This window comes from Streptomyces sp. NBC_00572 (assembly GCF_026341815.1).
Lineage (GTDB): Bacteria > Actinomycetota > Actinomycetes > Streptomycetales > Streptomycetaceae > Streptomyces.
Window position 1 is genome coordinate 541,296 of sequence record NZ_JAPENX010000001.1, and the last position, 13,850, is coordinate 555,145.

General features: G+C 71.2%; 14 protein-coding genes. 4 read left to right on the forward strand and 10 right to left on the reverse strand.

All coding sequences use genetic code 11. From position 1 onward, the window contains the following. Positions 1–105: 105 nt before the first annotated feature. Positions 106–381 carry a GlsB/YeaQ/YmgE family stress response membrane protein gene (locus OG514_RS02525; protein ID WP_266890362.1) on the reverse strand — a complete coding sequence of 92 codons (276 nt, stop codon included), beginning with the start codon at positions 379–381 and terminating at the stop codon, positions 106–108. Positions 382–551: 170 nt separating this feature from the next. Between OG514_RS02525 and OG514_RS02530 the strand changes: the two genes are divergently transcribed. Both OG514_RS02530 and OG514_RS02535 read left to right on the forward strand, forming a co-directional pair. Further along, the gene (locus tag OG514_RS02530) at positions 552–896 is read left to right on the forward strand and encodes a DUF3099 domain-containing protein (protein ID WP_266890364.1); all 345 of its coding nucleotides are present in this window, start codon (positions 552–554) and stop codon (positions 894–896) included. 182 nt (positions 897–1,078) lie between these two features. Beyond that, positions 1,079–1,294: a hypothetical protein gene (locus tag OG514_RS02535; protein WP_266890366.1), complete on the forward strand. Its 216-nt coding sequence runs from the start codon at positions 1,079–1,081 to the stop codon at positions 1,292–1,294. A 50-nt stretch (positions 1,295–1,344) separates the two neighbouring features. On the opposite strand, the gene moaA is transcribed toward OG514_RS02535, so the two are convergent. The 3 genes from moaA to OG514_RS02550 all read right to left on the reverse strand — a co-directional run bounded on the left by moaA (position 1,345) and on the right by OG514_RS02550 (position 4,511). After that, positions 1,345–2,334, reverse strand: a complete 990-nt coding sequence (gene moaA / locus OG514_RS02540) for a GTP 3',8-cyclase MoaA (RefSeq protein ID WP_266890368.1) — start codon at positions 2,332–2,334, stop codon at positions 1,345–1,347. A gap of 165 nt (positions 2,335–2,499) precedes the next feature. Further along, positions 2,500–4,140, reverse strand: a complete 1,641-nt coding sequence (locus OG514_RS02545; RefSeq protein WP_266890370.1) for a cation acetate symporter — start codon at positions 4,138–4,140, stop codon at positions 2,500–2,502. Next, complete coding sequence (locus OG514_RS02550) at positions 4,137–4,511, reverse strand: DUF485 domain-containing protein (RefSeq protein ID WP_266890372.1); 375 nt, start codon at positions 4,509–4,511, stop codon at positions 4,137–4,139. Before OG514_RS02550 ends, OG514_RS02545 begins: the two co-directional genes overlap by 4 nt. A gap of 272 nt (positions 4,512–4,783) precedes the next feature. Between OG514_RS02550 and OG514_RS02555 the strand changes: the two genes are divergently transcribed. Both OG514_RS02555 and OG514_RS02560 read left to right on the forward strand, forming a co-directional pair. After that, entirely contained in the window at positions 4,784–6,322 is a 1,539-nt protein-coding gene (locus OG514_RS02555; protein ID WP_266890374.1) for a S8 family serine peptidase, read from the forward strand. 83 nt (positions 6,323–6,405) lie between these two features. Further along, positions 6,406–7,704 carry a CoA transferase gene (locus OG514_RS02560; protein WP_266890376.1) on the forward strand — a complete coding sequence of 433 codons (1,299 nt, stop codon included), beginning with the start codon at positions 6,406–6,408 and terminating at the stop codon, positions 7,702–7,704. On the opposite strand, the gene OG514_RS02565 is transcribed toward OG514_RS02560, so the two are convergent. From OG514_RS02565 to OG514_RS02590, 6 genes are all read right to left on the reverse strand, one after another. Then, positions 7,694–8,737 (reverse strand): zinc-dependent alcohol dehydrogenase family protein, encoded by a 1,044-nt coding sequence (locus OG514_RS02565; protein ID WP_266890378.1) that lies wholly within the window; start codon positions 8,735–8,737, stop codon positions 7,694–7,696. The two genes, OG514_RS02560 and OG514_RS02565, sit on opposite strands and share 11 nt — an antisense overlap. 18 nt (positions 8,738–8,755) lie before the next feature. Next, entirely contained in the window at positions 8,756–9,400 is a 645-nt protein-coding gene (locus tag OG514_RS02570) for a lysoplasmalogenase (protein ID WP_266890380.1), read from the reverse strand. Next, on the reverse strand, positions 9,397–10,275 hold the full coding sequence (locus OG514_RS02575) for a sterol desaturase family protein (RefSeq protein ID WP_266890382.1): 879 nt from the start codon (positions 10,273–10,275) through the stop codon (positions 9,397–9,399). The genes OG514_RS02570 and OG514_RS02575 overlap by 4 nt, the downstream gene beginning before the upstream one ends. 301 nt (positions 10,276–10,576) lie before the next feature. Beyond that, positions 10,577–11,287 carry a VIT family protein gene (locus tag OG514_RS02580; RefSeq protein ID WP_266900726.1) on the reverse strand — a complete coding sequence of 237 codons (711 nt, stop codon included), beginning with the start codon at positions 11,285–11,287 and terminating at the stop codon, positions 10,577–10,579. Between the two features lie 42 nt (positions 11,288–11,329). Then, positions 11,330–12,559, reverse strand: coding sequence for an amidohydrolase family protein (locus OG514_RS02585; protein WP_266890383.1), 1,230 nt, complete (start codon positions 12,557–12,559; stop codon positions 11,330–11,332). Next, positions 12,556–13,842, reverse strand: coding sequence for an amidohydrolase family protein (locus tag OG514_RS02590; RefSeq protein ID WP_266890385.1), 1,287 nt, complete (start codon positions 13,840–13,842; stop codon positions 12,556–12,558). Before OG514_RS02590 ends, OG514_RS02585 begins: the two co-directional genes overlap by 4 nt. Positions 13,843–13,850 lie beyond the last annotated feature (8 nt).

Genomic DNA, 13,850 nt, shown 5'->3' on the forward strand with positions numbered 1-13,850 from the left:
AGACGCGGAACCGGGAGGCCCGGTACGGCACTTGATGTGCCGTACCGGGCCTCCCGGCTTTTCGGGCTTCCGGACTTCCGGGGCTTCCGGGCTTCCGGTGAGCCGCTAGGCCCGCTGTTTGTTGCCCTTGATCGAGGCCCACAGCATGTCGCCCACGCCCACGACGACGACGGCGCCGATCAGCTGGAGCAGGTGGCGGGTCCAGTCGATGCCCTTGGTGTCGTTGACTCCCATCCAGGTCGCGACGGCGTTGCCGAGCACGCTGCCGAGAATGCCGAACACGGTCGTCAGCCAGAGCGGGATCTGTTGCTTCCCGGGAAGGATCGCCTTCGCGATCAGACCCAGGACGAATCCCACGATGATCGCCCACAACCAACTCATCGCCGCCTCCTTGCTACGCAACTGCGCCCAGTCTCGGCCCATCCGCCATACGGCGCATGTCGGACAGCTCCATCCGCGCCCCGGTCTCGTCGGCCCGGGAGGGCGGGCGTACGGTGGAGCGAGGTCCGGACCGGGGAGGGTCCGGCGCGACCGGTGGGTGGTGGACGGCGATGGCGAAGCGTGACGGATCCGAGGTCTTCCGGATCACGGGGGCCCGGCAGGGGCTCGCGGACGACGTCCGGGGGCGGCAGCGGCGCTACATCATCTCGATGACGGTCAGGACGCTGTCCGTGATCGCGGCCGCGGTGCTGTGGAACGTCGAGCGGCATGTGGCGATCGTGGCGCTGGCCCTGGGCATCCTGCTCCCCTACATCGCCGTGGTCATCGCGAACGCGGGCCGCGAGTCCGCTCCGTCGCTTCCCTCCACCTTCGTACCGGCTCCGGTGCGGCCCGCACTCGGTGTCGCCGAGGCCTCGGCGGACGCGGACACGGAGCGACCGTACGGCCGGAACTGATCACGGACAGTGGCCGGAAAGCTCAAGAAAAGCTCAGATCAATCGTGAAGTTCCAGTGCACCCGACCCCATGTGCCGTGACATACTGCCTACGCGCTCCGCATCCCCCGTCGGAGCGACGGACCGATGCCGGGCAGCTCCCCCCGTGGCTGCCCGGCATCGCCCTTGCTGGACAATGATCAGGTGAGCGAAGAGAAGCCGATCTGTTCCGCCAAGGGCTGCCGCGCCGACGCCGTCTGGGTGCTCGCGTGGAACAACCCCAAGCTGCATACGCCCGAGCGTCGCAAGACCTGGCTCGCGTGCGACGAGCACCGGGAGCATCTGTCCCAGTTCCTGGGTGTACGGGGCTTCCTCAAGGACGTCGTGCCACTGGCCGACTGGAAGTCCGAGGAGACCTGAGGACTCCCCCTCTCAGCCGGGAGTCCGACAAGGCCTGAGGACTCCCCCTCTCAGCCGCCGATCGCCGACATCGGGCGGTCGGGCTGCAGGAAACTCGGGTCGTCGAGGCCGGAACCGGCCTTCTTGCCCCACATCGCCTGCTTCCAGATCCGGGCGACCTCGTCGTCCGGCGCGTCCGAGCGGAGCGTGGCCCGCAGGTCCGTCTCCTCGGTGGCGAACAGGCAGGTCCGCACCTGGCCGTCGGCGGTGAGCCGGGTGCGGTCGCAGGCCCGGCAGAACGGGCGGGTGACGGAGGCGATGACACCGACCGTGTGCGGTCCGCCGTCCACGACCCAACGCTCGGCGGGGGCCGAGCCGCGCTCGTCGGCGCCTTCGGGCGTCAGGGTGAAGCGGGTGCGCAGGGACTCCAGGATGTCCCCTGCGGTGATCATGCCGTCGCGCTTCCAGCCGTGCTGGGCGTCGAGGGGCATCTGCTCGATGAAGCGGAGCTCGTAACCCTCCGTGACCGCCCAGGCGAGCAGGTCGGGGGCCTCGTCGGCGTTGAGCCCGGGCATCAGGACGGCGTTGACCTTGACCGGGGTGAGGCCCGCCTCGCGGGCCGCGGCCATGCCGTCGAGGACGTCCTGGTGGCGGTCGCGCCGGGTGAGGGTCTTGAAGACCTCGGGGCGCAGCGTGTCCAGGGAGACGTTGACCCGGTCGAGGCCGGCGGCCTTGAGCGCGGCGGCCGTGCGCTTGAGCCCGATGCCGTTGGTCGTGAGGGACATCCGGGGGCGGGGCTCCAGGGCCGCGCAGCGCTCGACGATGCCGACGAGTCCGGGGCGGAGCAGCGGCTCGCCGCCGGTGAAGCGGACCTCGGTGACGCCGAGGTCGGTGACCGCGATGCGGATCAGCCGGACGATCTCGTCGTCGGTGAGGAGATCCGGCTTCGCGAGCCACTGGAGGCCCTCTTCCGGCATGCAGTACGTGCACCGCAGATTGCAGCGGTCGGTGAGCGAGACGCGCAGGTCGGTGGCCACTCGGCCATAGGTGTCCAAGAGCACTGTGGGCCCCCTCCCCGTCTTGTGGTTGCGTGTGGTCCGAGCCTACGTGAGCGCACGGACAACGAGCAGGGCAGATTGTCACGAGGACCGACGCGGCCGCGTCGTAGAACCCTACGACGCGGCCGGTGGATCGCTGCGGAACGTATACGACCGACTGCGTTCCGGTCAGTGTTTGATCGCGGCGGCGACCCCGACGCCGGTGAGGGACTTGACCTCCAGCTCCGCGTACTTGCCGGCGTCGGGCTCCTCCTTGGAGAAGAGCGAGCCGAGCCAGCCGAGGAGGAAGCCGAGCGGGATCGAGATGAGGCCGGGGTTCTCCAGCGGGAACCAGTGGAAGTCCACGCCCTTGAACATCGAGGTCGGCGCGCCGGAGACGACCGGCGAGAAGAGGACGAGGACGACGGAGGAGACCAGTCCGCCGTAGATCGACCAGAGCGCGCCCTGGGTGGTGAACCGCTTCCAGAAGAGCGAGTAGAGGATCGTCGGCAGGTTGGCCGAGGCGGCGACCGCGAAGGCGAGGGCGACCAGGCCGGCGACGTTGAGGTCGCGGGCGAGGGCGCCGAGCGCGATCGACACGACGCCGATGAGGACGGTGGACCAGCGGGCGGCCCGCATCTCCTCCTTCTCCGTGGCCTTCCCGCGCTTGATCACGTTCGCGTAGATGTCGTGCGCGAAGGACGAGGACGAGGCCAGGGTCAGACCGGCGACGACGGCGAGGATGGTGGCGAAGGCGACGGCGGAGATGACGGCGAGGAGGATCGCGCCGCCGGTGGAGCCGGCGCCACCGCCGACCTCCAGGGCGGTGAGCGGGGCCGCCGTGTTGCCCGCCTTGTTGGACGCCTTGATGGTGTCGCCGCTGAGCAGGGCGGCTGCGCCGAAGCCGAGGACGATCGTCATCAGGTAGAAGCCGCCGATGATGCCGATGGCCCAGTTGACCGACTTACGGGCGGCCTTGGCGGTCGGCACCGTATAGAAGCGGATCAGGATGTGGGGCAGGCCGGCGGTGCCGAGGACGAGGGCGATGCCGAGGGAGAGGAAGTCGAGCTTCGACATGGCGCTGGCGCCGTACTTGAGGCCGGGCTCCAGGAAGGCGTCGCCCTTGCCGCTGTTGGTGGCGGCGGCGCCGAGCAGCTGCGAGAGGTTGAAGTCGAACTTCAGCAGGATGAGGAAGGTGATGAGGAGCGTGCCCGCGATGAGCAGGACGGCCTTCACCATCTGCACCCAGGTGGTGCCCTTCATGCCGCCGATCGTCACGTAGACGATCATCAGGACGCCGACGAGGGCGACGATCCCGATCTTGCCGCCGTCGCTGGTGATGCCGAGCAGCAGCGAGACGAGCACGCCCGCGCCCGCCATCTGGGCCAGCAGGTAGAAGATCGAGACGACGATGGTGGAGGTGCCGGCGGCGGTACGGACGGGCCGCTGGCGCATCCGGTAGGCGAGGACGTCTCCCATCGTGAACCGGCCGGAGTTCCGCAGCGGTTCGGCGACCAGGAGCAGGGCGACGAGCCAGGCGACCAGGAAGCCGATCGAGTAGAGGAAGCCGTCGTAGCCGTAGAGGGCGATGGCGCCGCTGATGCCGAGGAAGGACGCGGCGGACATGTAGTCGCCGGAGATCGCGAGGCCGTTCTGGAAGCCGGTGAACTGACCCCCGCCTGCGTAGAAGTCGGCGGCGCTGCGGGTCTGCCGGCCGGCCCAGATGGTGATGACCAGGGTGGCGATGACGAAGGCGCCGAAGAGGGCGATGATCAGCGGTCGGTGCTCGCTGGTGGCGTTGCCCGCCGCGAGCAGGACGGGGGTGCTCATGCGTCGCCCTCCATGCGCTTTCTGATGGCGTCGGACTTGGGGTCGAGTCGGTTCGCCGCGTGCCGCGAGTAGAGCCAGGCGATGAGGAAGGTGGTGGCGAACTGGCCGAGGCCGAGGACGAGGGCCACGTTGATGTTGCCGAAGACCTTGGTCCCCATGAAGCCGCCCGCGTAGTTGGAGAGCAGCACGTACAGCAGGTACCAGGCGATGAAGGCCAGGGTGAGCGGGAAGGCGAAGGAGCGGTACGTACGGCGCAGTTCGCCGAACTCCGCGCCTTCCTGCACCTCGACGAATTGTTCCGTCGTGGGCGCTACGGGAACTGACGCGGTCTCCGTCCCGTTTCTGGGCGGCGGCGGTGCTTCGGTAGCCACGGAATCTCCTCGTGACGCGGGGACGGACGGCATGGTCAAGGGGGCCTCACCAGGGGTGCGGTAGCGGGGACTCCGGCTGGAGCCCCTCCCCTGCACAACGGCACGGAGCGAGAAGCGAAGCGGTTCACGCGAGGGATTTATTCGCACAGATCTTCATGAAGTCTTCTCAACTCATTGAAGCGCCGGGAAGATCAGCGATAGCTTCACTCGTCATGCACCTGTCCGCGCGTAAACCCGCGCGCGGACAGACATACGGATGATGTGGAGAACCCATGGCTCATCTGGGATCGAGGCGCGGCCGAGCTCTTGCTCTGCCGGTTGGTCTCGCACTCACGGCCTCGCTCGGCTTCCTTCCCTCCGGCGCCGCCTCCGCCGCGGAACTGAGCGACGCACCGGCGGCCGCCGTGGCGACGAACGGCCCGAAGCTGTCGTACGTCGTCAACATCGCGGGTGGCCGCTGGACCGCCGCCTCGGTGAAGAAGGCGATCGCCGCCGCGGGTGGCGAAGTGGTCATCTCGTACGACCAGATAGGCGTCATAGTCGTCCACTCGCAGAACCCCGAGTTCGCGAAGACGATCCGCACGGCCCGTGGTGTGGTGTCGGCCGGTTCGACCCGTACCGCCCCGCTCTCCGTGCAGACCGACAACTCGGTCGGCGGCGGCACCCAGGAGCTGTCCGAGGCCGAGGCCAAGGCCGCCGCGGCCCGGGCGACGGACGAGCAGGACGCTCTTGAGCCCCTGCAGTGGGACCTCCCGGCGATCAAGGCCGACAAGGCCCACCAGCGGACGCTGGGCAGCAAGCGCGTCACCGTCGGTGTCATCGACACCGGTGTCGACGACACCCACCCGGACCTGGCGCCGAACTTCGACGCCAAGGCCTCGGCCAACTGCGTGTCCGGCAAGCCGGACACCACCGCCGGCTCGTGGCGTCCGAACCCGGGCGAGAGCGACCACGGCACCCACGTCGCCGGTACGATCGCGGCCGCCAAGAACGGCATCGGCATCACCGGTGTCGCCCCGGGCGTCAAGGTCTCCGGCATCAAGGTGTCCACCCCGGACGGCTTCTTCTACACGGAGGCCGTGGTCTGCGGCTTCGTGTGGGCGGCCGAGCACGGCGTCGACGTCACGAACAACAGCTACTACACCGACCCGTGGATGTTCGCCTGCAAGAACGACGAGGACCAGAAGGCCCTCATCGAGGCGGTCACCCGTGCGACCCGCTACGCGGAGCGCAAGGGCACGGTCAACGTCGCGGCGGCCGGCAACTCCAAGTTCGACCTGGCGGCCGACTCGATCGTCGACAACAGCAGCCCGAACGACACGACGCCCGGCGACCGGGTCATCGACCCGAAGGAGTGCTTCGACTACCCGGCCATGCTGCCGGGTGTCGTCACGGTCTCCGCGACCGGCGCCAAGGGCCTGAAGTCGTCCTACTCGAACTACGGTCTGGGTGTCATCGACATCGCGGCGCCCGGCGGCGACAGCACCAGGTTCCAGACCCCGGACGCCCCGGCGGTCAACGGCCTCATCCTGTCGACCACGGTCAACGGCGGCTACAACTACAAGGCCGGCACCTCGATGGCCTCGCCGCACGCGGCGGGCGTCCTCGCGCTCATCAAGTCGACGCACCCCCACGCGAGCCCGGCGGCCCTCAAGGCGATGCTGTACGCGCAGGCCGACAAGCGCTCGTGCACCAACCCGTACGACATCGACGCCGACGGCAAGATCGACGCCGTCTGCGAGGGTGGCAAGAACAAGAACGGCTTCTACGGAGCCGGTCTGATCGACGCGCTGGACGCTGTCCGCCGCTAGTCGACGCATGAGTGAACGAGGGCCCTGGTGTGGTGTGCCACACCAGGGCTCTTCGCATGGCACCGGGTGCCATAGTGCGGTCCATGGACAACACAGTGCGTACCGGTACGGAGTTGTTGTGGTCGGCCCTCGGCGGTGATCCCGCCCTGGTGGACCGGGTGGAGTACGGCGGGCCCGCCGGGCTGCTGTCCGCGCGGCTCCCGGTGATGGAGCTGGCCCGGGCGGCCGTCGCGGTCTGCTCACTCGCCGCGGTGGAGCACGCGGGCCTGCCGGGTCCGGTACGGGTGGACGACGGGGCGGTCGCCACGGCCTTCGTCGGCGAGCGTCATCTACGGGTCGACGGGCGGGCGCCGGTGAGCTTCGCGCCGCTCTCCCGGTTCTGGCGGGCGGCCGACGGCTGGGTCCGCACCCACGCCAACTACCCGCACCACAAGGTGAGGTTGCTCGCCGCGCTGGGTGTCTCCGACTCCGTCGAGGCCGTCGGGGCGGCGATCGCCGAGCGGAAGGCCGTGGAGGTCGAGACGGCGGTGTACGCGGCCGGGGGCCTGGCCGTCGCCCTGCGCACGCCCTCGGAGTGGGCGGCGCACGAGCAGGGCCGGGCGGTGGCGGCGCGGCCGCTGCTGACCCGGGAGCGGCTCGACGAGGCCCCGCCCCGGCGCCGTGGCGGCCCGCTGCGGGTCCTGGACCTGACCCGGGTGATCGCCGGGCCGGTCGCGACCCGGACGCTCGCGCTGCTCGGCGCGGACGTGCTGCGGATCGACCCGCCGGGCAATCCCGAACTGCCGGACCAGCACGCGGACACGGACGTCGGCAAGCGGACCGCCGCCCTCGATCTGGACCGCCCGTCGGACCGGCGTACCTTCGAAGAGCTCCTGGACTCCGCCGATGTGCTGGTCACCGGCTACCGGCCGGGTGCCCTCGACCGCTTCGACCTCCACCGCCCGGGGCTGGTCACCGCCCGGCTCTCCGCGTGGGGCGACTACGGGCCGTGGGCCGGACGGCGCGGCTTCGACAGCCTGGTCCAGGTGGCGACCGGGATCGCCACCGTGGAGGGATCGGCGGAGCAGCCGGGTGCGCTGCCCGCACAGGCCCTGGACCACGGGACGGGCTATCTGCTCGCGGCGGCGGTGCTGCGGTCGCTGACCGAGCAGGACCGGGACGGGGGCACGCGGCTCGTCCGGCTCGCCCTCGCCCGGACGGGCCACTGGCTGACGCACGCACTGCCCCGGTACGAGCCCGAGCGGTACCTCACCGAGTCGGAGGGACCCCTCGGGCGGCTGCGGCACGCGCTGTCGCCCGTCGCGTACGAGGGCGGCCCGACGGGCTGGTCACGCCCGCCGGGCATCGCGGGGGCCGACGCCCCCGTCTGGACTACGGCTTGACGAGGACCTTGAGCGCGGTGCGCTCGTCCATGGCCCTGTAGCCGCCCGGGACGCCGTCGAGGTCGACGGTCAGGTCGAAGACCGGCGACGGGTCGATGGTGCCGTCCAGGACGTCCGCGAGCAGCTCCGGGATGTACGCGCGCACGGGGGCGACGCCGCCGCGCAGCGCGATGTTCCGGTCGAACATCACGGAGAGGTCGAGTCCGGTGCCGCTGCCGTGCGGGACGCCGACGTAGCCGATGGAGCCGCCGTCGCGGGCGATGGCGACGGCGGTGCGCATGGACTGCTCGGTGCCGACGGCCTCGATGACTCCGTGGGCGCCCTGGCCGCCGGTGAGCTCGCGGACGGCGGCCTCGGCGGCCTCGCCGCGCTCGGCGACGACGTCGGTGGCGCCGAAGAGGCGGGCGATGTCGGTACGGGTGGTGTGCCGGCCCAGCGCGATGATCCGCTCGGCGCCGAGGCGCTTGGCGGCGAGGACACCGCAGAGGCCGACGGCGCCGTCGCCGACCACGGCGACCGTGGAGCCCTTGCGGACTCCGGCGCCGAGGGCGGCGTGATGGCCGGTGCCCATGACGTCGGAGAGCGCGAGGAGCGCGGTCAGCAGGTGGTCGTCGGAGGCGGCGTCGGCGGGGAGCTTGACGAGGGTGCCGTCGGCGAAGGGGACGCGGACGGCCTCGCCCTGGCCGCCGTCGGAGCCGACCGAGCCCCAGAAGCCGCCGCTCGGGCAGGAGGTCTGGAGCCCCTCGGCGCAGTAGTCGCAGGTGCCGTCGGACCAGACGAAGGGGGCGACGACGAGGTCTCCGGCGGCGAAGCCGGTGACCTCGGAGCCCGCCGCCTCCACGATGCCGAGGAACTCGTGGCCGATGCGCTGGCCGGGCTGCCGGGCGGACTCGCCACGGTAGGCCCACAGGTCGCTGCCGCAGACGCAGGCGCGCAGGACGCGGACGACGACGTCGGTGGGGTGCTGCACCACCGGGTCGGGCACGTCCTCCACGCGCATGTCGAAGGGGGCGTGGATGGTGGTGGCGCGCATGGCGGACGGTCCTTGCTGTCAGACGGTTGTACGACGTTCACCGTACATCGCGTGGAGCGCTCCCGCCGTCAGCAGGTACTGCGCCGCGATGTAGGTCAGCATGACCCAGAAGTCGGGCAGCGGCAGCTGCGGCCACTCGGCGACCCCGGTGGCGATGAGGGTGTCGGACAGCAGGAAGAGGGCGCCGCCGAGTCCGGCCAGGAGCCCGAGGGCGCTCGCGCGGTACGCCATGGCCGTCAGGAGCAGCGAGTACCCGGCGACCGGGATCCGCAGATCGGCGGGGAGGTCGGGCCAGAGGAGCAGGACGGTGCCGACGAGGGCGACCGCGTACAGGGCGCCGAGCAGCGGTGACGTACGCCGTCGGCCGAAGAGGACGAGGTAGCAGACGTGGCCGGCGGCGAAGGAGCCCATGCCGACGAGGAAGGCCCAGTCGGCGTCGGAGAGCAGGAGGACGTCGCCGCCCCAACCGAAGAGCAGCGCGGCGGTCAGCACCTTCGGGGCGCCCCGGGTGACGGCGTACGCGGCGAGCAGGGGCATCAGGAACGGCTTGGCGATCTGGTGGCCGAGCTCGGCGCCGGCGAGCAGGGAGATCAGGTCGACGGCGGTCGCGAGCCCGAAGGCGGCGAGCAGCGCGCGGGAGAGTCCACGCGGGGAGGCCTTCACGCGGCGGCCTCCGGGGCGGCGGGGCCGGGACCCCGGGTGTCCGCGGGCGCGGGCTGCCAGCCGGGGCCGCCGAAGACCCGTCCGGCCCGCTCGCGCCAGTCCTGCGCGGCCTTGAGGTCGCGGGCGATGGCGGCGTACTCGTGGGTGGCGACGCGCAGCGGGTTGTACGTCTCGATGTTCTTGGTGAGGCCGTAGACGGGCCGGTCGGTCTCGCCGACCCAGGAGCCGAACATCCGGTCCCAGACGATGAGGATGCCGCCGAAGTTCCGGTCCAGGTAGCCGCCCTGGGAGGCGTGGTGGACGCGGTGGTGCGAGGGCGTGTTGAGGACGTACTCGAAGGGCCGGGGGAGCTTGTCGACCCGCTCGGTGTGGATCCAGAACTGGTAGACGAGATTGACCGAGTAGCAGAAGGCGAGGGCCGCCGGGTGCACGCCGAGGGCGATCATCGGCAGGTAGAACGGCCAGGAGGTGGCGCCGGTCCACGGCTGGCGCAGGGCGGTGCTGAGGTTGAACTTGCGGCTGCTGTGGTGGACGACGTGGCAGGCCCAGAGGACGCGGACGACGTGGTGCCCGCGGTGCTGCCAGTAGTAGAAGAAGTCCTGCGCGAGCAGCATGAGCGGGATCGTCCACCAGAGGACGGGGACGCGGAGCGGCGTCAGCTCGTGGACGGCGGTGTAGACCGCGACCACGGGGATCTTCCACAGCGCGTCGAAGCCCAGGCTCCCGAGCCCCATGCCGAGGCTGGTGGCGGTGTCCTTGGTCTCGTACCCGGCGGCTTCCTCGTCGGGATGGATCCGGTGGCTCACCATCTCGATCACGGTGAGCAGGACGAACGCCGGTATGGACCAGAGCACGACATCGGGCAGGTTCGGCATGCCGTTGACGGTAGGTGCGCAGGTCGGGGTGCGGCTAGACGTGGTTACCAACAAGTATGCGAGACGACTTGTCAGCAAGCCTTGGCACCTTCTGACAAGGCACCCCCTAGGGGGTGTCTTGCCGATCAGGCCGGATCAGGGAGCGGCGGCTGGTGCATGGGGTCTCCCCAGGCCCGCAGGGGCCGAGGGGACGCATCGCAAGGCGGAGGAGGGAGGCATGGCGGAGCCATGCCGACCGACGACAACGCGGCGAGGCGCGGTGCCAGCCGCCGCGAGCCCGGCCTGATCGACAAGGCACCCCCTAGACGCCCGTCGCTCCCAGCAGCGTGCCCGCACCGTAGGTGACCGCCATCGCCAGGGCGCCGCCCGCCACGTTGCGGAGGATCGCGCGGCCCGCGGGGGCCTCGCCCAGGCGGGCGCTCCACCAGCCGGTGAAGGCCAGGGCCGCCAGGACGGAGACGACCGTGACCCAGAGACGGGCGGAGGCCGGGGGAAGAACGATCGCGAGGAGCGGGAGCAGGGCACCGACGGTGAAGGCGAGGAAGCTCGCGGCGGCCGCGTGCCAGGGGATCGTGAGCTGGTCCGGGTCGATGCCCAGCTCCACGCGCGCGTGGGCGCGCAGGGCGTCGCGGGCGGTGAGCTGCTCGGCGGCCTCGCGGGCCACGTCGGCGGAGAGGCCGCGGGCCGCCAGGAGGCCGGTCAGTTCGGCGAGTTCCGCCTCCGGGTCCTCGCGCAGTTCGCGTTTCTCCTGGGCGAGGGCGGCCTGCTCGGAGTCGCGCTGGGTGGAGACCGAGACGTACTCCCCCGCCGCCATCGACATCGATCCGGCGAGCAGCCCCGCGAGACCGGCGGTGAGCAGCGCCGCCTGGGACTCGGTGGCGCCGGCGACGCCGACGACGAGGCCCGCGGTGGAGACGACTCCGTCGTTGGCTCCGAGCACGGCCGCCCGGAGCCAGTTGAGACGGGAGCCGAGGCCTCCGCCGTGGGCCTCGTGTTCGGGTGCGTCGGTCACCTCGGGTGCGTCGGTCACCTCAGGAGCGTCGCACCCGGCCGGTCACCAGACGCGGACCGACCCGCCCGGGGCGAAGGCCGGGCTGGTGGCGCCCGCGGGGACCTCCTTCAGGGGTTCGGCGATCTCCTCGACGCGCGGGCCGTGGACGGCGGCGAGGGGGTCGAGCAGACGGAGGTCGAAGCCGTAGACACGGGCCGCGTTGCCGCCGACCATCGCCGCGACCTCCTCCTTCGGGAGTCCCGCGTAGGCGATCCGGAGGCCTTCGCGGGAGTACGGGGTGGTGCCCTCGTCGTGCGGGTAGTCGCTGCCCCACATGATCTTGTCGAGGCCGATCCGGTCGCGCAGCGGCACCTCGTGGGGGCGCATGAAGCTCGCGCCGACGAAGCAGTTGTCGCGCCAGACCGCGCTGGGGCCCTTGCCCATGGCCTCGGCGAGGCCCGCGCCGAACTTCGACTCCGCCGTGGAGGCCTTCGTCGCGGCCGACACCAGGCGGCCGTGGTAGTAGTCCAGCATGTCGAGCACGCCCGGGATCCAGCCCGAGCCCTGCTCGGTCAGGACCAGTTCGAGCCCCGGGTGGCGCCGGAAGGCACCGCCGAAGACCAGGTGCCACAGCGCCCGGTGGGAGAACCAGGTGGTCTCCACCATGAAGACCGCGCGGGCGGCCGGTTCGTCGCCCAGCGGCGGCGACGCCGAGCCGCCGTGGTGGTTGACGGGGACGTCGAGCTCGGCGCAGACCGCCCAGATCGGGTCGTACGCCTCCGAGTACAGCTCGGGCACGGGCGAGCCGGGCGGCACCCCCGGCAGCAGGATGCCCCCGGTGAGTCCCGCCTCGCGGACGCGGCGGATCTCGGCGACCGCCGCGTCGACGTCGTTGAGGAGGATCTGCGCCACGCCGGCCCTGCGCCCCGGCGCGGCCGCGCAGAAGTCGGCCAGCCAGCGGTTGTGCGCCTGGAGTCCGGCCCAGCGCTGCTCGTACTCGGCCGCGCTGGGCGGCTGGGCCATCAGGGAGGCCTTGGGGAAGAACGGCGGGACGGTGTTGGGGAAGACGACCTCGGCGACGATGCCGTCCGCCTCCAGCTCGCGCAGTCGGCGCTCGGAGTTCCAGTTGCGGTCGGCGGTGTCGGCGAGCAGGTCCTCGTACGGGTTGACGTAGGAGGCCGCCCAGGCGTCGAAGGCCTCGTGGTGCTTCTTCTCCAGGTAGGGGCGGTAGTCGAGGAGGTCGGCGCCCGCGTGGCAGTCGGCCGAGATGACCGTGTAGCGCTCCTCGCTCATGGCGTGACCCCCAGGGTGGGGAAGTCGTGGTCCGTCAGCCAGTGGCGGCCGACGTCGCGCGAGCGGGCCCAGGAGGCCTCCACGGCGGCCTGGTCGGCGGGCTGGCCGAGGTCGGCGGGGGTGGGGCCGATGCGACGGGCGATCGGATCCAATATTCGCGTATCGAATCCGAAGACCTCGGCCGCCGCCAGACCCAGCATCCGACGCGTCTCCGCCACCGGGATGTCGTGGAAGGTCTTCCGGAGCCACGCGCGCGTGTCGGGCCAGGTCCCCTCCGGGTGCGGGAAGTCCGAGCCCCACAGGATGTTGTCGACGCCGATCTCGTACCGCTGGGCGAGTTCGCGCCGCTTGGTGTTGGTGGCGCAGATGAAGACCTGCCGGTCCAGATACTCGCTGGGCGGCCGCTTCAGCTCAGCGAACGGGGACAGCTTCTTGCCGCCGTGCGCGCCGAGGTAGAGCCGGTCCATGAACCAGAGCAGGTTCGGCAGCCACCAGCAGCCGGACTCGGCGACCCCGAACCGCAGTCCGGGGTGGCGCTCGAAGACGCCCGACCAGAGCAGGAACCACAGCGGCCTGGACGGCCACCAGGTGACCTCGGAGACGTAGATGCCGAGGTGGTCGCCGTACTCCTCGCGCGGGGCCGCGCCCGAGTGGGTGACCAGCGGCATGCCGGCCTCGGCGGCGGCCGCCCAGACGGGGTCGTAGCGCCGGTCGTGGTACGGCTCCTTGTCCACCCACATGGAGGGGATCATCAGCGCCCCGAGCCCCGACTCCTTGGCCCGGTGGATCTCGGCGACGACCTTCGCCGGCTCGGCGGTGATCGGCAGCAGCGCCACCCCGCAGTGCCGCTCGGGGTTCTGTCCGACGAACTCGGCGAGCCAGCGGTTGTGCGCCTGCGCGCCCGCCATGCCGAGCTCCGGGTCCTGGTCGCCGGAGAGGCCGAGGCCGACGCCGAAGGGGGCGGCGGTGCGACTGTCGACGGCGTCCGCGTCGGGGAAGACGACCTCGGCGGCGACCCCGTCGCCGTCGAGCTCCTTGAGCCGCTGCCCGGCGTCCCAGCCGCCGCGCAGGCCCTCCTCGTTGTCGTGGAACCACTTGTCCGCGAAGGCCTCGTTGCGGACCCCGAGCCGGGTCATGGCCTCCCGGCGCGCCTCGCGTCCGGCGAGGAACTCGTCGAACGCGCGGTGGAAGCGGGAGTCGAGATAGGGCCGGTACTCCTCGGTGGGCAGACCGGCATGACAGTCGGAGGAGATGATCAGATACGGGTCGTTCGGATCGGCCATCACGGCCC